The organism is Exiguobacterium sp. Leaf196 (assembly GCF_001423965.1).
GTDB lineage: Bacteria > Bacillota > Bacilli > Exiguobacteriales > Exiguobacteriaceae > Exiguobacterium_A.
In genome coordinates this window covers 521,637-542,747 of the sequence record NZ_LMPV01000001.1, presented here as the reverse complement: position 1 = coordinate 542,747, position 21,111 = coordinate 521,637, and the positions used below count along the sequence as shown (strand labels likewise).

Genomic DNA, 21,111 nt, shown 5'->3' with positions numbered 1-21,111 from the left:
TAGCTTCCCCCTTAAAAATCCTCTTTTTCAAGATAGGACCATTCTGAACCGGATAAGCTAACTTTGTCAATTAATCGCATCGATTGTTTCGCGATCGCCTGTTCGACAATCGTGATCGCCGCCCGTGCGTTTCCGTTCGGAACGACATCGATTTTCTCGGTAAGCGTCTGTCGCGCGTCCTCCGTCAGCTCATATCCGAATCGTGCCGCATATCCTTCAATGATTTGAATCAACTCGTCTGGCGAATAATTGGGGAAGTGGAACGACCGCTTGAAGCGCGACTTCAATCCCGGATTACTCGCGAGCAAGGCGTTCATTTGTTGCTCGTAACCAGCAAGAACAACAACGAGATTGTCTTGATGTTTCGTCATCTCATCCACAAGCGTATCGATGGCTTCCTTCCCAAAGTCATTTGCTCCACCGTTTAACGCATAGGCTTCATCAATGAATAAGACACCACCCAGCGCGTCTCGAATCGCGTCGCGTGTCTTTTGCGCGGTCTGTCCGACATATCCGGAGACGAGGTCAGCTCGGCTGACGACTTTCAAGTGTCCGCGTTTTAAATAGCCGCATTGTCGTAACACATCGGCATAAAGCTGAGCGACAGTCGTCTTACCGGTTCCACTATTGCCGCTAAAGACCGCATGCAGTTCGACCGGTAATACCTTATAACCGGCTTCACGACGGCGTTTTTGCATTGATAATAAGGCTTCGATCTGTTTCAATTCATCCTTTAAATCAGACAATCCGACGAGCGAAGCGATCCGTTCTTCCACCGTCGCGTCCGGTTCTTGCACCATCTCGAAATCTTCTTGTTCGAGTAAGGCAAAGTCTTCGTGACTGGCACTCTCTCCAAGGCTTGCTCCCTTCTTGAAGATCGCATCAAGCACGATATTGCGAACCGCCCGTCCGTTTCCGAAACTCGCGTCGACGCGCTCCCGCTCGAGCCGACCGAGCAACGCCCGCTCTGCTTGTTCCGTCAAGACGTAATCATTTGCCGTCGCAATCGAGCGTCCGATCGCGAGCAGCTCTTGATCCGTATAGTCTGCAAGCAGATAATGATTCGATTCCGGGAAACGGCTTCGTAGTCCGGGATTTGCCTTCAGGAAATCACGCATCTCTTCCGGATAACCAGCGAGGACGACTGCAAACCGTCCCGCATATTCCCCACTCGTCATCGCAGCGACGAGCGTATCGATCGCTGCCTGCCCATAGTCGTTCCCACTTTGTCCGGCACGCTTTAAGGCGTAGGCTTCATCGATGAAGAGTACACCTCCGACAGCTTCCCGGACTTTGCTCATGACTTGTTCTTCCGTTTGTCCGACGAAGGCACCGACGAGCGACGAACGATCCGTCTCGACGACTTCTGGTCGTTCGAGTAGTCCAAGTTCATGGTAGATCTTCGCCATCAAACGGGCAAGCGTCGTTTTCCCGGTCCCCGGGTTCCCCATGAAGATCATGTGTAGCGATGGTTGATCACTTGAACGATAGCCGTCTTCCGACCGTTTTTGTTGGTACTTCAAAAAACGATACATGTGGTGGACCCGTTGTTTAATGTCTTCGAGACCAATCATCGCGTCGAGTTCCTCGAGTGCTGATCGTTCAACTTGTTTGCTTTCGACGGGAAGTAAGGCAACGACACGCTTAAGATCCTGAATCGTCGTCGCCTTCAATTCCGTCATCTCACGGAACGCTTCTCGGGAATAGAAGCGTTCTTGTAAGCTATCGACGAATGTCTGCGCCGTCTGCTCGAGCGTTGCACTCGAACGTAGCAATGCCGTTCCAGCATCGAACAGTTCCGTCCAGCGTTCGGCATCTAGCCGACGAAGTCGTTCTGTCAGTTCGACGATTTGATCCGTCTCCTCGACGATTTGGCTCGCTTGGAGAATCAGTTCCTTTGTCGCAGATCGTTTCGCGTTTGCATTGTCCGTCTCACGAATCGTCGGGAACGTATGCGCGACGAGACGCTGATACGTACTTTGTAGTTGTTGCTCCGTTAATAACTGCTCAAGACGTGCTGGCAAGCGACCATGCTGACGGATTTCTTGCATCCAGCTCTCAGCTAAGGCGTCCAGTCGTCCTGTCATGATATAGCGATGCTCGACAAGTAACGCTAAGATACGGACGAGTGCTTCCGTTTCTCCAAGTAGCCGACTACTTTGGGCATAACGTAGCGCAAGCACCTCCTCAACTTTCGCGCCCTCTTCCCACGCCTTGATTTGATTGAACATCTCCTCTTTCGAGAATGCTTCCATGTTGAACCTCCTGCGTCTCGAAAAAACCGACTTTGTCCGCTACCGTTTCGTAGCGTCATCGCCGGTCGTTTCTTGTTTATTTTGCTTTTAGCCATTCCTTATCGAACGTATCAATTGTCTCAAAACTCTTCATCTTGACAGAGTAGAACAATTTACCATTATTGCGTGATTCGGCACCGAGGACTTTCGAACGGTCAGATGCGATATAATACGTCGCTTGTTCCTGGTTGTTTTCTTTATCGAAGATCGATGGATACTGTTTGATCCATTCTTCAGGAACCGTGCTCGATGGTTCTTTTTTCACGTAAACGTCCGCAGCCATCCCTGCAATGTCTGCTTCTCCCTCGACTTGTCCAAAGTCCCCTTTTTTAATGAAGGCGAGAATCTGTTCATTGAATCCACGAGAGAGGAATGGACGCGGCGCACTGACGCTTTTGCCTGCTTTCGTCTCATTGACTAACTTCCCTGTCGCATCATACTCACGGAACATTGTGCCGTTCCAGATCGCAAGCGATCCTTTTGACGGTCCGTCTACGACTTCTGTCCGAAAATGCCCTTTGTCGTCAAACACGACTTCATATGTCCGGGCTTCGAGCTCATCTTTTTTCGTTGCGAGTTTCTTCTCGACATATTGAATGCGTGTCATCGTATAAAACGGTTTGACCGTTGCGGCTTTTTCATCGCTTGCGGTCTGCGTCTTGTTCAAGAGATAAAAATTGTAGGCAAGGAGGATCGCCATTGCCACGATTGCTACTGCAATCCACGTGCTCGTTCGTTTCGTCATGCCATGTACACCTTCCTAGCTCAAGTCTCTATTCCCTATCATCGTATCGGTTTTAAAGGGGAAATACAAAGGGTTTGTCCAAGATTTCACGATTTCTGAGTAAATTCGTCAGACTTTTGAACAAATCAGAAAACGTTCAGGACGACAGAAAAAGGCGAACCGAATGAATTCGGTCCACCCTTGATTACGTTTACGCTTCCTTCGGCGTCAGCGAGACGATCATCGACTCATCGACCAAGTAATAACTATGATGTGGCATTTCACGTAAATAACCATCCTGAAACAACATCGCACAGTCGACTTGAAACGTTTTGCTATACGGTTTTAAAGGAAGTTTTTTCACCCGGTCAAAATAGCGATCGACAGCAACCTGGACATGATCCATCTCATAGACGAGTTCCCGGTCTTTTGCTTCCATGATGGTGAATGTCTCACGCGACATGTAAAACACTTGTGTCGAGCGTGCTTTCAAATACGGCTCCAGCTGTTTCAGGTCGATCCGCTGCTCATTATCCAGAAGCACTGTCCGATTCGTCCCTTTCGGTAGTTCAGATTCAAACGCATGCGTCGCTTGTTTGACTTCATCAAGCGTCACGTCACGCATCGGCAACGGTCGGTCTTCCTTCGGTTGAAACCACTTCTTGAATCGATTCATCGAATTCCTCCTCTCGTCAAAAAAAGGTGGGGTTTCCCCCACCTTTGATTAGACAACTTATGCTTGTTGGAGACGCTCACGAAGGACCATTGGTAAGATCCCGCCGTGACGATAGTAATCGATGTCGACTTCTGAGTCGAAACGAGCAATCGCTTCGAATTCAGTGACTTTTCCATCTGCCGCTGTTGCCGTGACTTTAACGATGTCACGTGGACGAACAGACTCATCGATTGCGATACTGATCGCTTCTTCCCCTGTTAGACCAAGTGTTTCAGCTGTTGTGCCTGCCACGTATTGAAGTGGAAGAACACCCATCATGACGAGGTTTGAACGGTGAATCCGCTCGAAGCTCTCCGCGATGACGGCTTTGACGCCGAGTAAGTTCGTTCCTTTTGCTGCCCAGTCACGTGAAGAACCCATACCGTAGTCTTTACCAGCGAGGATGACGAGACCTGTACCATCTTCTTTGTACTTCATCGCAGCATCGTACATCGCCATCGTTTCGCCTGTTGGCCAGTACGTCGTGAAGCCACCTTCTGTACCTGGTGCTACTTGGTTACGGATGCGGATGTTCGCGAACGTTCCGCGCATCATGATTTCGTGGTTACCACGACGTGAACCGTACGAGTTGAAGTCTTTTGGTGCAACCCCTTCGTTGACGAGGTATTGACCGGCTGGTGTCGTTTTCGAGAATGAACCAGCTGGTGAGATGTGGTCCGTCGTGACTGAATCAGCGAACTTACCGAAGACACGGAGTCCGTTGAGTGCTTCGACTTGACCCGCTTCCTTCGCCAAGTTCTCGAAGAATGGTGGGTTTTGAATATATGTCGACTCACCGTCGAAGTCATACTGATCGCCTGTTGGCACGTCAAGGTTGTTCCAGCGTTCGTTTCCTGTGAAGACTGAATCGTATTCTGCACGGAAGCTTTCTGGTGTGACGACCGTGTTGATGATCGTTTGGATCTCATCACGTGAAGGCCAGATGTCAGCGAAGAAGACTTCTTGTCCGTCTTTGCCTGTCCCGAGTGACGCGTTCATGATATCGACGTCGACTGTTCCTGCAAGTGCATACGCGACGACGAGTGGCGGTGAAGCCAAGTAGTTCGCTTTGACGAGCGGGTGGACACGACCTTCGAAGTTACGGTTTCCTGAGAGGACAGACGAAACGAGCAAGTCTGAACCGAGGATCGCATCTTCAACAGCGCGGTCAAGTGGACCCGAGTTACCGATACATGTCGTACAGCCGTAACCGACCGTGTTGAAGCCGAGTTCGTCGAGATACGTTTGGAGTCCTGATTTCTCGAGGTAATCCGTAACGACCTTCGATCCTGGCGCAAGCGATGTTTTGACGTATTTCGGAACTGAAAGACCGAGTTCGATCGCTTTTTTCGCGACGAGTCCCGCACCAATCATGACGTATGGGTTTGATGTGTTCGTACAGCTCGTGATTGCAGCAATCGCCACATCACCCGTACGCATCTCAACCGCTTCGTCTTCGAACTGAACGACAGCGACTTTGTTCGCTTCTTCTTCCGCTAAGCCGAATCCAGCGTTTCCTTGTGGAGCCGTCAACGCTTTTTTGAATGATGTATGGACATCCGTCAAATCGATCCGGTCTTGTGGACGTTTTGGTCCAGCAAGGGCAGGAACGATCGTTGAAAGATCGAGTTCGACCGTTTTCGTGAATGTTGGATCTTCGTTTTGTGGCGTGTAGAACAAACCGTTTGCTTTCGAATAGTTCTCGACTTTTTCGATCAATGCTTCATCGCGACCTGTCAAACGAAGGTACGTCAATGTCTCTGTATCAACTGGGAAGAATCCACATGTTGCACCGTATTCTGGCGCCATGTTTGCGATTGTTGCCCGGTCAGAAAGTGACATTAAGTGGAGTGATGGACCGAAGAACTCGACGAATTTACCAACGACGTTCTCTTGACGGAGCATTTCCGTTACACGAAGGGCAACGTCTGTTGCTGTCGTTCCTGGGTGCATCTCACCTGTAATACGAACACCGATGACTTCAGGTACTGGGAAGAATGACGGCTGTCCGAGCATGCCCGCTTCCGCTTCAATCCCACCGACTCCCCAACCGAGGACGCCGAGACCGTTGATCATCGTCGTGTGTGAGTCTGTTCCGACGAGTGTGTCCGGATAGACATCAACTGTACCGTCTGCTGTTTCCTTTTCAAGGACGACAGATGCCAAGTACTCGAGGTTGACTTGGTGAACGATTCCTGTTGCTGGTGGTACGGCACGGTAGTTGTCAAATGCTGACGTTGCCCAGCGAAGCAATTTGTAACGCTCTTCGTTACGCTCGAATTCGAGATCCATGTTTTCTGCAAGTGCACCAGCAAAACCGTAGGCATCGACTTGAACCGAGTGGTCAACGACGAGGTCTACTGGTACTTCTGGGTTGATGACCGATGGGTCTCCGCCGAGATCTTGCATCGCTTTACGAAGTGATGCGAGGTCAACGACCGTTGGAACACCTGTGAAGTCTTGAAGGATGACGCGTGACGGTTTGAACGGAACGTCGACATCATTCGAAACTTGAGCTGTTCCCCATTTCGCCAAGTTCTCGACGTGTTCACGTGTGATCGAACGACCATCTTGTTGACGAAGTACTGACTCGAGTAGGACACGAATCGAATATGGAAGGCGTTTGACTTCCGTCAATCCGAGTTCTTCCAATTTTTCAAGACTGTAGTACTGATAATTCTTACCGTTTGCTTCAAACGAACGGCGTGCGCCAAAGACATCTTGCGACACATCTGTTTGCTTCATGGTGATTCCCCCTTTAAGTGTTCACGACATCAAGCCCCTGATACCGCTTACTTGTACAGTTCTATCATAGTATAATATGGATTCCGTTACAATTTGAAAGAACAAAAGACTTTCGATAAGTTTTACTTATTGCCGATATTAGAAAATTATTCTGTTGTCCTGTTCTTGCCATATTTCCAGTCATGCGTTTCCATTTAGAATGTTCAGGGTACTTAAAAAGTGTAGTATGATATCCGATTCTTGTGGAGGCGTTTATTATGGCGAAATATAAAAGCGATGCAACGCACGTCATTACGACGATTATTTTCAATGATTTAGAAAAAGCGCAAACAGGCTTCGCGATGATCAAAGACCTCGAAGCGATCAAGGAAATCGACATGGACCAGATGGTTCTCGCAAAACGCGACGAAGCAGAGGGGTTCTCTTTCATCGATGCGATCGACTTCACGCAACAGGATCAATCGTTCAAGGGTTCATTGATCGGCATGGCAATCGGCGTCATCGGTGGTCCGTTCGGGATGCTCGTCGGTTCCGTCGCTGGCTACTTGATTGGTGCGAATCGGGATGAAAAAAACGAACGAGATTCGTTTGATTTGTTTAACCGGACACTGAATCAGATCAATCCCAATCATTACGGTGTCATCTTGATCAGTGAAGTCAACGAAGATTCAGAAGCCGTCAATGCGATTGCCGCTGAACTCGGAGCGACGATTCGCCGGACAGGTGAGACATTGCCGGATGGTGCCGTCTAATCAAATCAAAGTTGTCATCTTTACGTTCTCGTTTTAAACGGGAGCGTTTTTTAATTCGTGAATCACCTGTTTTGCTGCCTCCTGCGTCGTGTCAGGATCGACTTTATATAAAGCATTTTGTTGCACGGATATGAGGATGTTTTTGTAGCTGATGATGATAAGATCAGACTGATTCGATAGCTTTTGATTAAGCCCTTTGTAGCCATCACTTGATTGATACTGCATCACGTCATTGCCTATGTATCGATCTGTATAAGTAAAATGGATCGCTAACCGCGTATCTTGTTTTTGATTTTCAAAATAAAGTGTCTCTTGTGTCGACGGTGTGTCTATCGTTCCGTCAACGGTTAACCAACGTCTCTTCCCAAAACTCAATGATCGATCTACAGCCGTGAAATCTGAACCTATCGTACTTGCCTGCAACTGAAATTGATCCATCTTCAGGTGTTCATCCATATACTTGAACAGCTTTTCATACTGAACAGGATGTAAGATGGGATGTTTTGTCTTCTGATTCGTATGAGTAGTAGTTTTGACTTCTACTTTTTTCTGTTCCGTCGTGACCGCCTCATCCGTACATCCTACACTTAAAAATACACTCGAAAATAGGATCGCCATGTTTCGCTTATAGCGCATACACTATCCTCCCCTTTTGAAAACACCCTGATATCACTTTGCCTTAAAGTTGTATAGCGGTTTAATGATCTCGACGACATCGACCGTTTCTTTCGTATTGCGAATGATTTCGTCCATCGGTTTATAGACGAAAGGCGACTCGTCACGCGTCGACGCGACGACAGAACTTGACCAGACATCGGTCATCGTCTTTTCGAATGCATCGAGTTCAACTGTTTTGAACGCTTTAGATCGTGACATGATGCGTCCTGCTCCGTGTGGCGCGGAATAATTCCAATCAGGGTTTCCTTTTCCGACGACGATCAAGGAGCCATCGCGCATGTTCATCGGAATGATTGCCCGCTCGCCGGCTTTCGCAGAGATGGCACCTTTTCTTAAAATCATCGCATCAAGATCAATGTAGTTGTGGATCGTATCGAACTGATCCTCTACCGTCCATCCCATCGCCTCGAAAATGACTTCGGTCATCGCTTGACGGTTTAATGCTGCGTATCGTTGGGCTATCTTAAGATCATGGAGGTAACGCTCCATCGTTTCTCCGGAAACAGATGCTAAATCTTTGTTAAACGTAGATCGTTTTTCCTTCAATTGCTGCAAGGTCGCCTGAATATCCGATTCGCGCCCCTGCTGCTTTAATTCCTCAATGATTTGACCCGCATCAAATTGGAAGCGTGCCGTCTCGGCTTCTGCCTGATAATGTTCAGCAATCGTCTTCCCAAGGTTGCGACTGCCGGAATGAATCACGAGATAGCGCTGTCCTGCTGCATCCTGGTTCAGTTCGATGAAATGATTCCCTCCACCGAGCGTCCCGATCGACAACCGTGCCCGTGTCTCGTTGAACGGTGCAAGTACTTGATCAAACGGTACCTGTTCTGACAATGGATGGGCTTGCTGACGCACCGACATGCCACTTGGAATGAGATGCTGGATCGTTGCGTCAAGCTCTGCAAAGTCGATTGGTCCCTGTCCAGCAAGTCGTGTACATAACATGCCGCAACCGATATCGACACCGACGAGATTCGGTACGACCTCGTCCGTCACATGCATCGTCGTTCCGATGACGGACCCTTTTCCAGCGTGACAATCCGGCATGATCCGAACGCGACTATCTGTCGCAAATTGTTCCTCCAACATGGCTGTTACTTGCTTAATCGTCAGTTCGTCGACGTTGTCCGTGAAAATCTTTGCTTCCCCATATGTGCCTTGAATCGTTTTCATTCGATTGTTCCTTTCTTATCCATTTAATTATTTTGCTGTTTCTTGCATGATTTCAATGAATTGTTTCGTCAGTGTCGTCGGTCCCGTCTCCGTCAACCAGACAAAGGCTGTCGTACTCGCGGCACCTGACAGGTATGTCTGATGCAGTCCTGCCATATCCAGTTCCCGCAACGTACTCTCCGGCAATACAGTCACAGCCTTCCCCTTTCGGACGAGTCCAATCAGCGTCAAGACGTCAGAACACGTCTCTTGCGATACGACACCGAGCCGTTGACTTAATGTCTGAAAGACACCAAGTCCTTCCTGACTTGGAATGATGAGATCCGCTGTCGGATGATCAGGATGCCAGACTTGATGAAACGGCTCTTCCTCCATCCATTCAATCGAGACGCCTTGCGCATCAATCGGCAAACGGACCAACGCTGCATCAAGCGACCGCTCTTTTAACCGTTCGATGAGCGCACTCGATTCTCCTTGGTGGACTTGTAAGATAATACCAGGATGTAGTCGTTTCATCTGTTCGATCCAGTCAACAAGCCGACTGGCTGATAACGTGTTGACACCAATCCGCAAAATTCCTGTTCGTCCGGCTTCGATGTCGCTTAATTCCATTCGTGTCTCCTGCTCAAACTGTAGCAATGAAACCGCCCTTTCATATAAGCGGTTGCCGCTTGGTGTGATCCGGATTCCGCGCCCTGCCCGCTCGATCAGACGAACGCTTAACTCTTCTTCCATTCGTCGGATTTGTTGCGTCAAGGCAGGTTGTGCCATTCTTAAGCGCTCCGCTGCTCGTGTGACAGATTGTTCCTCGACGACCGCACAAAAATAGCGGTACTGACGTAAATCCATACTCATCATCTCTTTCATATGTTTTCATGTATAAAGATATATGAATCATAACATCAATCATATGCTATGATGCAGGAATATCTTCAGTTTAAGAAAGGAGCTTTTTCATGAAACAAACGACTTCTACTTTCCAGTGGATCGTCTTCTTACTTGCGAACACGATTGCCTTACCGATCGTCGTCGCTAGTCTGTTCGACCTCTCCTCAGTCGAAACAGCTGCCCTTGTCCAACGGTCGTTCTTTGTAGGCGGGATTGCCTGTTTCCTACACGGCGCTTTCGGCCACCGGCTTCCAATCGTATCGGGACCTGCCGGATCATGGGTCAGTATCTTCGTTGTCATCGCCGCACTACCGGTCGATTCAAAAACAGCCTTTACGATTGCGATGGCAGCCGTCGTAATTGCCGGTATTGTCCTTATCATTCTCGGTTTGACAGGATGGACAAAATACTTATTACCCGTCTTCACACCGCTCGTCAGCGGAACATTTTTGCTTTTATTATGTATTCAATTAACAGGCGTCATGCTTGGTGCCGTCCTCGCCGTCGAAGCAACACGTCTCGCTGGTATCATCACGTTCTTACTTGTGCTCGGACTCAGCCAATTCGGACCGAGTCGCTTACGTCCGTTCGCCTTGATGATCGGAATTCTCGTCGGTTGGCTCGTCAGCCGTCCGTCACTTCCTACGTCGTCTAGTTTGTTTGCACCACCGCAAGCGTTACCGTTCGGATGGCCACAGTTTGACGGCAGTGCATTCCTTGTCGCGATTCCGTTCGCGATCTTGCTCGTCGTCAATTTGATCGCTGCCTTAAGCGCCGTCGAAGCAACGCTTCAAAAACAAGGACGTCTGCACCAAGGCTTGTCGATCGAAGGTGTCATTCATTTACTCGCTGCTACGTTCTCGACGCTCGTTCCTGTGCCATTACCCATCACGAGTGGATTCATCGCACAAACAGATAGCCGGAAACGTCGTCCGTTCTTGATTGCCTCACTCATCATCGCACTGATTGGTTTCTTCCCAAGCTTGATCGGGATCATCGCAACATTGCCGCGGAGCGTCGCGAGTGCAGCGTTGCTTGCGACATTGCCGCATATGTTTTTAATTGCCTGGCAGTCAGCGGAAAGTAACATGGAGAACAGCCGTCGTCGCCATGCGTTTGCAATCAGTGCCGTCATCGGTATCAGTATTTTGTTGCAATCGACCGTCATCGCTGAAGTCCTGCCTTTGACGCTTCGTCCGTTTCTCAGTAATGGATTGCTCGTCGGAACGATGCTTGTGCTCGGTTTCGAAATTGTCGAAAAGCTTCGTTCACGTCGTGGGATACAAGCGGATCGATTGGCGAGCTAAATGGTATTGTATGTCCGGACGATGTCATCATCCTTGCTTTCCTGTAAGGATCGAGGATGAGCATCTCGTCCTGAATCATTCAAATAGCAAGGGAGTTCGATTCCGAAGTACATTTCAGTTATCGAGCTCCCTTGCTGTTTACTTATTTAATTCGAATGACACGATCATCTATCAATTCCGTCCTTCCACCGTCATCGATTATTAAAAATACTTCCTTAGCGTTAAAGGTTGTCGCTTGAATATATTCTCTCACTTTATCTTGAAGACGATAGTCATGATGTTCTGGAATTTGTTCTAGTTCCATGATGTGAATACTAAAAACTAAACTTACATCACTGTAATTTTTTGTAGCTTTTTTATCAATGTTTTTTTTGGTTTCTTCTAAAAAGTGTTTCCGTCTCTCTTCTAATGTATCCAAACTGCTTAAACGAGTTCTCCATATACCCTTTTCATTTAAGGATTTTGCAATTTCAACTTCTCTCGGACCATCTATATAAGATGTAAATTCGAGTTTTTCGATTAAACCGTCTTCTAATTTCATCAATGCATCATATCCTTGGTTCCCAATGATAATCTTAATTTGAGCATTTTCAGGAAAATAAACTGATTTCGAAAAAATATAAGCTGGAATGTATTCCTCGATGAACTCTTTAAACCGTCCTTTTTTCAATCTGATTAACTCAGTGATCTGACGATTTTTACTAACTTCTTCTTTTATGTAGTTATAGTATTCATCCATCTGTTTTTTATTTCGATAACTTGATAAGTCATCTAGCACTTTGAAGTATTCTTGCAATCTTCTCACTCCTTTATTAGATATAATAAAGAACGCGATTGTTAAACCGCGCTCTTTCATAAAAACTTGTGAATTAGATTGGAAATCAACTATTCAACGCACTTCCCGCCACCATTTCCGTGTTGTGCTCTCGGGTGTCACACTCTCCCCAATCATTGGTGTCAAAACTGGAATCTCATCGCGTTTTGCTTCCTTGAGCAACCGTTCGACCGGTTCGAACCAGGCATGAAACGCGAGGATGAAGGCAGACCAGTGAATCGGCATCAAGACGCGACCTTTGACATCACGATGTGCTTGAACTGTTTGTTCCGGTAACATGTGCGAATTGGACCACCGGACATCATACTGCCCACATTCCATCATCGTTAAATCAAACGGACCATACTGTTCGCCAATCGCTTTAAAATGTGGACCATACCCACTATCACCACTAAAGAAAACTTTTTGCGAGCCTTCAATGACCCATGACGCCCACAGCGTTGAAAATTGATCAAGACCATTTCGCCCTGAATAATGGCGCGACGGAGCCGCTGTCAGCTTAATGCCACCGACTTGCGTCGATTCATGCCAGTCGAGTTCCGTGATTCGCTCCGCCGAGACGCCCCATCCACGGAGACGACTCCCGACCCCGAGTGGCACGATGAAGCGACCGACTCGATTTTTCAAAGCGAGGACGGATGGATAATCCAGGTGATCATAATGGTCGTGCGAATAGACGACGACATCGATCAACGGCAAGCGTTCGAGATCAACGGTCTGCGTCGTTTGAAAACGTCCTCCCCCCAGTTTCGGGAACGGTGATGGTGCGCGCCCGAGCATCGGGTCAAAGAAAATCGTTTGTCCATCGAGTTCGAGTAAAAATGCCGAATGTCCGAACCATGTGACGCGTGGTGCTTCACTATCGTCTTGACGTCGCTGATACGGAAGCGTCGGTAACGCTTTGACAGGACGCAGATTCGGAATGTTTCGTCCGTAATCCTTTAAGATGCTTTTCATCGAGTCCCATTCCATCTTCAACTGGAAATCCATCTCATTTTTGAATTTCCCGTCAACAAAACGATCTGATCGTTCGAAACTCCGCCGCTCTGCACGGCTTGGTCGTTTCCCGAACACCGGGTATCGGTTGATGAACCAAGCACTGGCAAGACCGATTCCTGCTAAAGCTGTCACTATTTTTTTCATGTATTATCACCTCTTCGATGCTCTCAGTATAGCACCACGATTCCTCACATATCTTGCCCAGCGACTTAGGATACGAAAAAAAGTGAAGATCACCAAAATGGCGTCTTCACTTCTAGGTATTAGTCGATATCGTCAGCTTTCCATTTCGCCCGGTCGCTCTTCTCACCTTCCTCACGGTGATTGGATTCATAGGCGTTGTTCCCTGGATTTTCGACTTTATTTTCGTCGTACCGATGATCGTGGTCATGGTTATGATGATGCTCATGGTCATGATGGTGATCGTGGTCATGGTCATGGTCGTGATCTCGATCCTTGACGAACAGTGCAAGACCACCTCGCTCGACTTCCGCGTAATGCCGTTCTGCCTCATCATCCGAATGTCCGACACGTTTTAACGTCTCACGGAGCGGTGGTTCTTTAGAGAACGTTGATTTGACTTGATCAATCCAACTCGCACCTGATGCTTCTTCTGCTGCGTCATCTCGACCGACGACAGAAAAGTCCGAATCATGATGTCCTTGCTGTTTCAATTCTTCAATTTTTCGTTCCAGACTCGATTGATCCTGATAAATCCCAACAAACCGTTTCGCCATCACATGACACCGTCCTTTTTCATATGAATTCAAACACGCTCTAATTTTACCCTTGTTCGCTTGTCATCAAACGAGATTTCCAGAACGAAAAAACGGACCACTTCGAAAAGTAGTCCGTAAAAACATTAAAGTTGTTGCGGTGAATCGACCAATGTGATCGTTCCTTCGTTTTTCTGAACGAATCGCTCGTAGACGAAATCATTCGCAAATAACAGAACGGCATTCTCCCAGCGGTCATAGACGAGAACCGTCCGTGAATCCGTCAATTGTTTGACAGCAGCGACTTCTGCTGGCTTGATCCACTTGGCGACTTGGAAGTTCGCGGCATCCTTCAAGATGTCAACGCCATACTCACCTTTGAGCCGGTGCTCGAAGACTTCGAATTGGAGTTGTCCGATCGCTCCGAGGATGATTTCGTTGTATTCCGTTTTGTAGACCTGGATCGCACCTTCTTGTGCAAGCTGTTCGACACCTTTTTGGAACTGTTTCGACTTCAAGGCGTTTTTCGTGTAGACCTTCAGGAAGAGTTCTGGTGCGAACGTCGGGAGTGCTTCATATTGTAACGATGGATCGCCATTCGTGATCGTATCACCGATTTGATAGTTGCCTGAGTCATATAACCCGATGACATCTCCTGCGAACGCTTCGTTGACCGTTTCACGCTCATCCGCCATGAATTGAGTCGATTGCGACAGCTTCATCTTCTTGCCTGTCCGTGTCAGGACGACGTCCATCCCACGATCGAACTTACCTGTACAGATCCGGACGAACGCAATCCGGTCGCGGTGGTTTGGGTTCATGTTCGCTTGAATCTTGAAGACGAAACCACTGAAGAAGTCTTGCGCCGGCTCGACTTTTCCTTTGTTCGACTCACGTGGTGTCGGTGAAGGAGACAAGTTCAAGTAATGTTCAAGAAGTGGTGTGACACCGAAATCGACGAGTGCTGATCCGAAGAAGACCGGAGTCAGTTCACCTTTTGCGATCAATTCTTCATCGTATTCGTTACCTGCGCCGTCGAGTAAGTCGACTTCATCCATCAACGTCTCGTACATTTCTGAGTTAATCGTCGTCGCGAGTTCTTCGTTCGCGAGACCTTCCTCGCCGAGTTCAATCGTCTTACGATCATTTTTGAAGCAGTGGAATTGTCCTTTGACGCGGTCGTAAACCCCTTCGAACTGTTGCCCTGAACCAGCTGGCCACGTCACAGCAACCGACGGGATGCCGAGGACTTCTTCGAGTTCTTCCATCAATTCGAGTGGGTCACGCGCTTGACGGTCCATCTTGTTGATGAACGTAAAGATCGGAATCCCGCGCATTCGACAGACTTGGAAGAGTTTCTTCGTTTGCGACTCGATCCCTTTCGCCGCATCGATGACCATGATTGCCGAGTCAACCGCTGTCAGGATCCGGTACGTATCTTCACCGAAGTCCGAGTGACCTGGTGTATCCATGATGGAAACGATTTTTTTGTCATATTCGAATTGCATGACCGAAGACGTAACAGAGATTCCCCGTTGCTTTTCAATTTCCATCCAGTCCGATTTCGCGAATTTCGAGTTTTTCCGTGCCTTGACAGAACCTGCCTCACGGATCGCGCCTCCGTGTAGGAGGAATTTTTCAGTTAGTGTCGTCTTACCCGCATCCGGGTGGGAAATGATGCCGAAAATCCGACGCTTTTCGACTTCCGTTTGTAGAATGTTTGTCATGTATGGTAGTTCCTTTCACCGATATATTCAAAAGTCCGATCAATCTTTTTCGCAACTAGTCTATCATACCGAATTTTCAAGGTCTCGTCCATTTCACTTCATTGACTTAATTTTCAGATTTAAAGTTGACAATTCATCACTATCTTCTTTACGATGACTAGGAAGTTCACTATTACAGAAGGAGGAGACGTACAATGGTATTCCATCAAGCCCGGACATCTGTCCACACTGTCTTTGTATCGGCTACAACTGTACGTCACCCAATCGTTTAATTTTTAATTAAGCAGGGTGTGCGTATGCGTATACGTACATGCTGCCCTCTTATATTTGGACGGGTATGCCCATATTTGTGCGTATCCGTCTTTTCTATTGTCTAAAAACGGAATATAAGGGGTTTTCACTATGTTTAATGCACTCAAACAGCTTGATCGCAACATCTGGATCCGGTTCGTCGGGGAAACGATCACCGGAATCATGATGTTCATGATTGCACCATTTTTAGTTCTCTATTACGCGGATCGACTCGATTCCTACTTCCTAGTCGGCGTCATCATGGCGACTGGACCGATCATGTCACTCGTCGGCGCCGTTCTCGGTGGCCACTTCGCTGATAAATTCGGTCGAAAACCACTGATGGTTCTCTCGATCATCGGTGACGTCATCGCGCTAATCGGTTTCTCGTTCGCCGATTCATTCGGACCGCTGCTCGCTTTGAACGCGTTGCTCGGTTTATCGAGTTCACTGTTCCATCCGGCAGCAAGCGCGATGGTCGCTGACGTCACACCACCAGAACGCCTGAATGAATCGTTCGGTCTGCTTCGGATGGGACATAATGTCGGCGCAGCGTTCGGACCACTTCTCGGAAGTGCTGTCCTGTTCGTCGATCGTTCGCTCATCTTCTACTCCGCTGCCTTCGTCTTTTTCCTATATGGACTCGTTCTTTACTTCTTCATCGAAGAAACGAAACCGGAGTATATCGAAAAGACAGACGAAGTCAAAGTATCACCGCTCACTGTATTGCGGAAGGATCACGTCTTTTTAATCTTCATCGGTGCGGGTGTCTTCATTTCGATGGGGTTTGCCCTCGTCGAAAGTATGTTACCGGTCTTCTTGAAAGAAGCACTGCCAGGATTACCGACGAAACAAAATCCGTTTCCTTACTTGATGGCACTCAACGGAATCATGGTCGTCTTATTCCAGTTCCCGATTGCTGCTCGCTTGTCAGGGAAGGCATTCGGAAAAGTCATGTTGCTTGGTGCCTCGATCTTCGGAATCGGTATGATTTTCCTCGCATTCGTGCCGTCTTACCTGTTCTCACTCGGAACGAGTTATGTCGTGCTCGTGACAGTATTGCTTGCGATTTATGCATTCTATACACTCGGTGAGATGATCATGTCCCCTGTGCAGATGACATTCATTGCCTTAATTGCCCCGGAACATCTCCGCGGAACGTACAACGGTGCTGCGAGTCTTCAGTGGTTGATCGGTGGCGTCACCGCCCCACTTCTCGGATCCTTATTCCTTGATACCGGAAAAGGTGATTTTGCGCTTGGATTCGTCGGACTGCTCTGCTGTGTATCAGGTGGGGTCTATCTCGCACTCGATCGTTCGATTCAACGAGCGAAACGTTTAACGAAATCAGCCTAAAAAAAGCGATGTGTCATGCTCCGACTTCTGTCAGAACATGTCACATCGCTTTTCTCGTTAAGATGGTAATTGATTTGCCGCTACGAACGGACCGAACAGGACCGGTAGCGGATCGAGTCGTTGCTGGATGTCTGCAATGAAGTTCGTCGATCCACTGACGAAGACGATCGGATCATTCGCTGTGATCATCGTCAGGAATTCCTGCATCTGCTGTTCCCATCCTTCTTGACGAATGTGGTGGACGATCATGCCTTTCGTCGTCAAGGATACGACATTTGCTAACATTCGTTCTGCTAGTTCTTCAGCTGAGACATGTAATAAGGTCGTTTTCCGACCGCTTAAGAGAGCATGCCTTGCTTCATCAATGACGGCTCCTAGATGATGTTCTTCTGCGATCAATAAGATATCTTGTTGCCGCCAATTTTCAGCACGGCGGTATTTACAAAAATGCCGACATGTATCGACGAGTTGATGGTGAACAATTGCCCATGCTTGAAGTAAAGGTGCATTTTCTTTAAGGTCATATTCGATTTGAATAGCTTGAAGAATTTCACGACTGATGATGTCAGGGTACGTCAACAGAAACGATTTCGTCTGATCGATTTCATTCAGTAAAATCAATTTAAACAGTTCACTCGATTCATGCTGGTTTGTAATCTGATTCAATAATTGACTCAGGCGTAAAATCCGCAGTGCCCGAGTTCCGTCCTGAGCTCCCGCTTCTCGAAGCGCGCGCAATTCTTCTTCGTACGTCGCCTCGAGCGAGTCATAGAAGCGCGTCGCGATCCGCAATCCCTTTTGCTCCATCGATGGACCGAGCTGTTGCAAAAGGTGTAATGCCTGATCGAAATGCATAATTTAACCTACCTTTCACCATCCATTATGCGTGAATCCACTCTCAAAAACAATCTCTAAAATGCATCTTATTTTTTGCACATTGAAAGTTGTAAATGCTTGCGTCCCCCCCTAGTATGTGTGTTAAGTAGGTGATGAAAATGCGCATGACACGTTATACGGATTACGCGATTCGGTCCCTGCTGTTCGCAGCAGCTCATCCCGATCGTTTAGTCCGAATCCAGGAAGTAGCGGATTGTTACGACATTTCTAAGAATCATTTGATGAAAGTAGTCTATCGTTTAGGACAGAGTGGTCTGATTGAATCTGTCCGTGGTCGTGGAGGTGGTTTTCGATTAGCGAGCCCTCCGGATGCAATTCATATCGGTGACGTCGTACAACTGTTTGAACCAACCGTTCATTTTCTCGATCCGCAAGAAGGCATTCACGAGATTCCTTCGCTCAATCCAGCACGTGATGCTTTCGATGATGCCATTGCGGCGTTCCATCAAGTACTCAATGGTTACACAGTACATGATTTGCTACATCCGACAGCTAATACTCATTCCCAAATACTTGAAATGATTCCGAACCGCGATTGAGCGGGTTCGGAATCTTTTTTTATTCCGTCCTCGCTCAATTGCGATTTCTCAAAACGCTCGTGGTATACTTATATAAGAAAGGAGGGGTACAGATGAACCCTCAAGAAGAACTCCATCTTTTATATCTTCGCTTAAAGGAAGAAGAACCCTCCGTTGCACGCGGTGAGGCCTTATGGGCCATCTTTGAGGAAACAGCTGATGATTCACTCCGCTTCCTCTCCTTATGGACATTTTCACAAAATCAATTTGATTTAGGACACTTCCGGTCATTTCTTGTGTCCTTCACGCTCTTAATGGAATGGATCCGAAAAGATGAGATGACACTGACTCCAAAACAAGAACTTGATTTGTACTGGAACTACAAGTCCTACTTGATCTATATGGCAGAACAAGAAGACGTGACGGTATCGCTTCTCGAAGAAGATCTTGACCGATTCATCGATTTTTGTGACGCGCATGGATTCGCGCGCACACGCGACTATATTAGCTTCATGGTTTACAGCAAGCTCGGTGACGAGGAGCAAGCCGATCACTATTTATCGGAATGGGTCGACGCACCAAGCGACGAACTCAGTGATTGCCCATCCTGTGAAGCCTTCAGCCGGATGACGTATGCAATCGAACGTGGATTCGAAGATCGCGCCTTACTTCTTTATGCGGCACTGCGACATGAACGCGGTTGTTCACGGATGCCAGATCAGGCTCATCCATACATCCTGCCATTATTCCTTAGTCGCAAAAAAGAGCGTTTTGATTGGAGCGAACGCTTGATTGAAGAAGTCAAACGTGGCGAAACACTCTTTACCGGTGGCGATGAGCCCTATCATTTATATGCGAAGATGTATTACGACACAAACTATACCTGGTTGATGGAAGAGAAAAAACAATTGATTCCATTCTTAACCGATCGTGGATATCTCCAGTTCCTACTCGCTCACTATGCATTTGCCCATCGACAATCCCTTGGTGAGGAAGCGTCGTATCTCGCAGCGCTCCGGACGAACTTATATGAAATCGCTCAATCTCTTGATCGTCGGATCGAAGGTGTCTTCTACTTGAACCTCGTCGAGCGTGAACTGAAACGGATCACCCAGTTCGTTGCTTAAATCTTATTCGTAAAGGAAGTGTCTTCATGTTAGATCATGTCCAACTCGCTATGCCGATAAACGAAGAAGATCGCGCCCGTGCATTTTATGCCGGGCTTTTACATATGAAGGAAGTCGATAAACCTGCTGGTGTTCAAAAAAGTGGTGGTGTCTGGTTTAAAGAACACGGTACAGCGCTTCACCTCGGCATCGAGGATCCATTCTCTCCTGCTAAAAAAGCGCATCCTGGATTGACTGTCGCTACATTTGAAGAAATGAGTGATCGCTTGCAAGCCGCCGGTTATCCCGTTGAGCATGATACACGACTTGCTCCGCGCCGTCGTTTCTTTACAGCGGACCCATTCGGTAACCGATTGGAAATCATTTCCGCTCATCTTCCGACCTTAACGCCGAAGAAGCTGACAGATGGTTCACATATCCGCCTAGTCGCCCCCGCTTCGAGTCTCTCGACAGTCGAGCTGAAGATCATTGACGATGCAATCGAGACACTCGAATCATTCGGATTACGCGTCTCAATCAGTCAACATGCGCGTGCTGCCAATCCGTTCGGCTCCAGTGATCCCGAGTTACGCGTTGCAGATCTCCACGCCGCGTTTGCTGATCCGAACGTCGATGCGATCCTTTGCGTTCGCGGTGGGTTCAGTACGAATGAACTCATCGATTTACTCGATTATGAACTGATTCGGACACATCCGAAGATTCTTTGTGGCTTCTCTGATATCACGGCGCTCAGTCACGCCATTTTGACGAATACAGGTTTAGTGACATACTCTGGACCAATGTTACGGGCTTTCCGTGATCGTGACGCCTATACGATTGATTATTTCAAACAAGTCTTATTCGGAACGGACCCGGTTACAATCAAGCCGTCGATTCATTGGCGGGATTCGGATCGCGGACATGTCATCACGTTACCGAACAAAGGACCGATACTCTTATCTCCGGGACAAGCGAGCGGTCGTCTGATTGGTGGAAATCTTTGCACCTTGAACCTCCTTCAAGGCACGTCGCACTTCCCTGATTTGCGGGATACAATCTTGTTCCTCGAAGACGATTACGAAGTCCACCCAGCGACGTTCGCCCGTGATTTCGCCTCTTTGATGGCGCAACCAGGCGCCGAGACAATTCGTGGGCTCGTCTTCGGGCGGTTCCAACTCGCGACGAAGATGACGGAAGAACATCTGCGCTACTTGATTTCACTTTACCCATCACTAAAACAGATCCCGGTCCTTGCGAATGTCGATTTTGGACATACGAGTCCTTTGTTTACGTTCCCGATCGGTGGACAGGTTGACCTTCATGACGAGGTCATCCGACTTCATATTTCTTAAATATCAAAAGAAGGAGACGCGGCAATCCGCATCTC

The 21,111-nt window shown here is 47.8% G+C and carries 18 protein-coding genes; 6 read left to right on the top strand and 12 right to left on the bottom strand.

All coding sequences use genetic code 11. The annotated features are described in order from the left end of the window. Nucleotides 1-11: 11 nt before the first annotated feature. The 4 genes from ASG02_RS02780 to acnA all read right to left on the bottom strand — a co-directional run bounded on the left by ASG02_RS02780 (nt 12) and on the right by acnA (nt 6,478). The gene (locus ASG02_RS02780) at nt 12-2,255 is read right to left on the bottom strand and encodes an AAA family ATPase (protein ID WP_035408647.1); all 2,244 of its coding nucleotides are present in this window, start codon (nt 2,253-2,255) and stop codon (nt 12-14) included. 76 nt (nt 2,256-2,331) lie between these two features. Next, nucleotides 2,332-3,039: a hypothetical protein gene (locus ASG02_RS02775; protein ID WP_035408650.1), complete on the bottom strand. Its 708-nt coding sequence runs from the start codon at nt 3,037-3,039 to the stop codon at nt 2,332-2,334. Between the two features lie 190 nt (nt 3,040-3,229). Next, nucleotides 3,230-3,694: a DUF3939 domain-containing protein gene (locus ASG02_RS02770; RefSeq protein ID WP_035408653.1), complete on the bottom strand. Its 465-nt coding sequence runs from the start codon at nt 3,692-3,694 to the stop codon at nt 3,230-3,232. Between the two features lie 57 nt (nt 3,695-3,751). Next, nucleotides 3,752-6,478: an aconitate hydratase AcnA gene (acnA, locus tag ASG02_RS02765; RefSeq protein WP_056060587.1), complete on the bottom strand. Its 2,727-nt coding sequence runs from the start codon at nt 6,476-6,478 to the stop codon at nt 3,752-3,754. A 257-nt stretch (nt 6,479-6,735) separates the two neighbouring features. Here acnA and ASG02_RS02760 point away from each other — a divergent pair, with 257 nt between their 5' ends. Then, nucleotides 6,736-7,230, top strand: coding sequence for a hypothetical protein (locus ASG02_RS02760; protein WP_035408657.1), 495 nt, complete (start codon nt 6,736-6,738; stop codon nt 7,228-7,230). 33 nt (nt 7,231-7,263) lie between these two features. Here ASG02_RS02760 and ASG02_RS02755 read toward each other — a convergent pair whose 3' ends face one another. From ASG02_RS02755 to ASG02_RS02745, 3 genes are read right to left on the bottom strand one after another with little or no spacing between them, the layout of a single operon-like run. Next, nucleotides 7,264-7,866: a hypothetical protein gene (locus ASG02_RS02755; RefSeq protein WP_035408660.1), complete on the bottom strand. Its 603-nt coding sequence runs from the start codon at nt 7,864-7,866 to the stop codon at nt 7,264-7,266. Nucleotides 7,867-7,899: 33 nt separating this feature from the next. Continuing rightward, complete coding sequence (locus tag ASG02_RS02750; protein ID WP_056060584.1) at nt 7,900-9,084, bottom strand: RtcB family protein; 1,185 nt, start codon at nt 9,082-9,084, stop codon at nt 7,900-7,902. Between the two features lie 27 nt (nt 9,085-9,111). Continuing rightward, nucleotides 9,112-9,933 (bottom strand): LysR family transcriptional regulator, encoded by an 822-nt coding sequence (locus tag ASG02_RS02745; RefSeq protein WP_056060581.1) that lies wholly within the window; start codon nt 9,931-9,933, stop codon nt 9,112-9,114. A gap of 107 nt (nt 9,934-10,040) precedes the next feature. On the opposite strand from ASG02_RS02745, the gene ASG02_RS02740 reads away from it, so the two are divergent. Next, nucleotides 10,041-11,279 (top strand): purine/pyrimidine permease, encoded by a 1,239-nt coding sequence (locus ASG02_RS02740; protein ID WP_056060579.1) that lies wholly within the window; start codon nt 10,041-10,043, stop codon nt 11,277-11,279. 142 nt (nt 11,280-11,421) lie between these two features. Here the strand turns inward: ASG02_RS02740 and ASG02_RS02735 are convergent, their stop codons facing one another. From ASG02_RS02735 to ASG02_RS02720, 4 genes are all read right to left on the bottom strand, one after another. Beyond that, a complete protein-coding gene (locus ASG02_RS02735; protein ID WP_056060576.1) occupies nt 11,422-12,075 on the bottom strand; it encodes a hypothetical protein in 654 nt (217 codons plus the stop codon). Between the two features lie 93 nt (nt 12,076-12,168). Next, on the bottom strand, nt 12,169-13,257 hold the full coding sequence (locus tag ASG02_RS02730; RefSeq protein WP_056060573.1) for an MBL fold metallo-hydrolase: 1,089 nt from the start codon (nt 13,255-13,257) through the stop codon (nt 12,169-12,171). A gap of 119 nt (nt 13,258-13,376) precedes the next feature. After that, entirely contained in the window at nt 13,377-13,850 is a 474-nt protein-coding gene (locus ASG02_RS02725) for a general stress protein (RefSeq protein WP_056060570.1), read from the bottom strand. 125 nt (nt 13,851-13,975) lie between these two features. Further along, entirely contained in the window at nt 13,976-15,556 is a 1,581-nt protein-coding gene (locus tag ASG02_RS02720) for a peptide chain release factor 3 (RefSeq protein ID WP_035408673.1), read from the bottom strand. Nucleotides 15,557-15,958: 402 nt separating this feature from the next. Between ASG02_RS02720 and ASG02_RS02715 the strand changes: the two genes are divergently transcribed. After that, nucleotides 15,959-17,203, top strand: coding sequence for an MFS transporter (locus ASG02_RS02715; protein WP_023467788.1), 1,245 nt, complete (start codon nt 15,959-15,961; stop codon nt 17,201-17,203). Nucleotides 17,204-17,260: 57 nt separating this feature from the next. On the opposite strand, the gene ASG02_RS02710 is transcribed toward ASG02_RS02715, so the two are convergent. Beyond that, on the bottom strand, nt 17,261-18,058 hold the full coding sequence (locus tag ASG02_RS02710; protein ID WP_056060567.1) for a hypothetical protein: 798 nt from the start codon (nt 18,056-18,058) through the stop codon (nt 17,261-17,263). 140 nt (nt 18,059-18,198) lie between these two features. Between ASG02_RS02710 and ASG02_RS02705 the strand changes: the two genes are divergently transcribed. The 3 genes from ASG02_RS02705 (at nt 18,199) to ASG02_RS02695 (ending at nt 21,076) form a co-directional block, all read left to right on the top strand. After that, entirely contained in the window at nt 18,199-18,639 is a 441-nt protein-coding gene (locus ASG02_RS02705; RefSeq protein ID WP_056060564.1) for an Rrf2 family transcriptional regulator, read from the top strand. Nucleotides 18,640-18,731: 92 nt separating this feature from the next. Next, a complete protein-coding gene (locus ASG02_RS02700; protein ID WP_056060561.1) occupies nt 18,732-19,745 on the top strand; it encodes a hypothetical protein in 1,014 nt (337 codons plus the stop codon). A gap of 26 nt (nt 19,746-19,771) precedes the next feature. Further along, a complete protein-coding gene (locus ASG02_RS02695; RefSeq protein WP_056060559.1) occupies nt 19,772-21,076 on the top strand; it encodes an LD-carboxypeptidase in 1,305 nt (434 codons plus the stop codon). Nucleotides 21,077-21,111 lie beyond the last annotated feature (35 nt).

Coding starts and splice junctions, on each gene's coding strand:
- ASG02_RS02775 (WP_035408650.1), bottom strand. CDS start 3,039: ATGACGAAACGAACGAGCACGTGGATTGCAGTAGCAATCGTGGCAATG.
- ASG02_RS02745 (WP_056060581.1), bottom strand. CDS start 9,933: ATGGATTTACGTCAGTACCGCTATTTTTGTGCGGTCGTCGAGGAACAA.
- ASG02_RS02710 (WP_056060567.1), bottom strand. CDS start 18,058: ATGCATTTCGATCAGGCATTACACCTTTTGCAACAGCTCGGTCCATCG.
- ASG02_RS02755 (WP_035408660.1), bottom strand. CDS start 7,866: ATGCGCTATAAGCGAAACATGGCGATCCTATTTTCGAGTGTATTTTTA.
- ASG02_RS02730 (WP_056060573.1), bottom strand. CDS start 13,257: ATGAAAAAAATAGTGACAGCTTTAGCAGGAATCGGTCTTGCCAGTGCT.
- acnA (WP_056060587.1), bottom strand. CDS start 6,478: ATGAAGCAAACAGATGTGTCGCAAGATGTCTTTGGCGCACGCCGTTCG.
- ASG02_RS02770 (WP_035408653.1), bottom strand. CDS start 3,694: ATGAATCGATTCAAGAAGTGGTTTCAACCGAAGGAAGACCGACCGTTG.
- ASG02_RS02740 (WP_056060579.1), top strand. CDS start 10,041: ATGAAACAAACGACTTCTACTTTCCAGTGGATCGTCTTCTTACTTGCG.
- ASG02_RS02760 (WP_035408657.1), top strand. CDS start 6,736: ATGGCGAAATATAAAAGCGATGCAACGCACGTCATTACGACGATTATT.
- ASG02_RS02705 (WP_056060564.1), top strand. CDS start 18,199: ATGCGCATGACACGTTATACGGATTACGCGATTCGGTCCCTGCTGTTC.
- ASG02_RS02715 (WP_023467788.1), top strand. CDS start 15,959: ATGTTTAATGCACTCAAACAGCTTGATCGCAACATCTGGATCCGGTTC.
- ASG02_RS02695 (WP_056060559.1), top strand. CDS start 19,772: ATGTTAGATCATGTCCAACTCGCTATGCCGATAAACGAAGAAGATCGC.
- ASG02_RS02700 (WP_056060561.1), top strand. CDS start 18,732: ATGAACCCTCAAGAAGAACTCCATCTTTTATATCTTCGCTTAAAGGAA.
- ASG02_RS02720 (WP_035408673.1), bottom strand. CDS start 15,556: ATGACAAACATTCTACAAACGGAAGTCGAAAAGCGTCGGATTTTCGGC.
- ASG02_RS02750 (WP_056060584.1), bottom strand. CDS start 9,084: ATGAAAACGATTCAAGGCACATATGGGGAAGCAAAGATTTTCACGGAC.
- ASG02_RS02725 (WP_056060570.1), bottom strand. CDS start 13,850: ATGGCGAAACGGTTTGTTGGGATTTATCAGGATCAATCGAGTCTGGAA.
- ASG02_RS02780 (WP_035408647.1), bottom strand. CDS start 2,255: ATGGAAGCATTCTCGAAAGAGGAGATGTTCAATCAAATCAAGGCGTGG.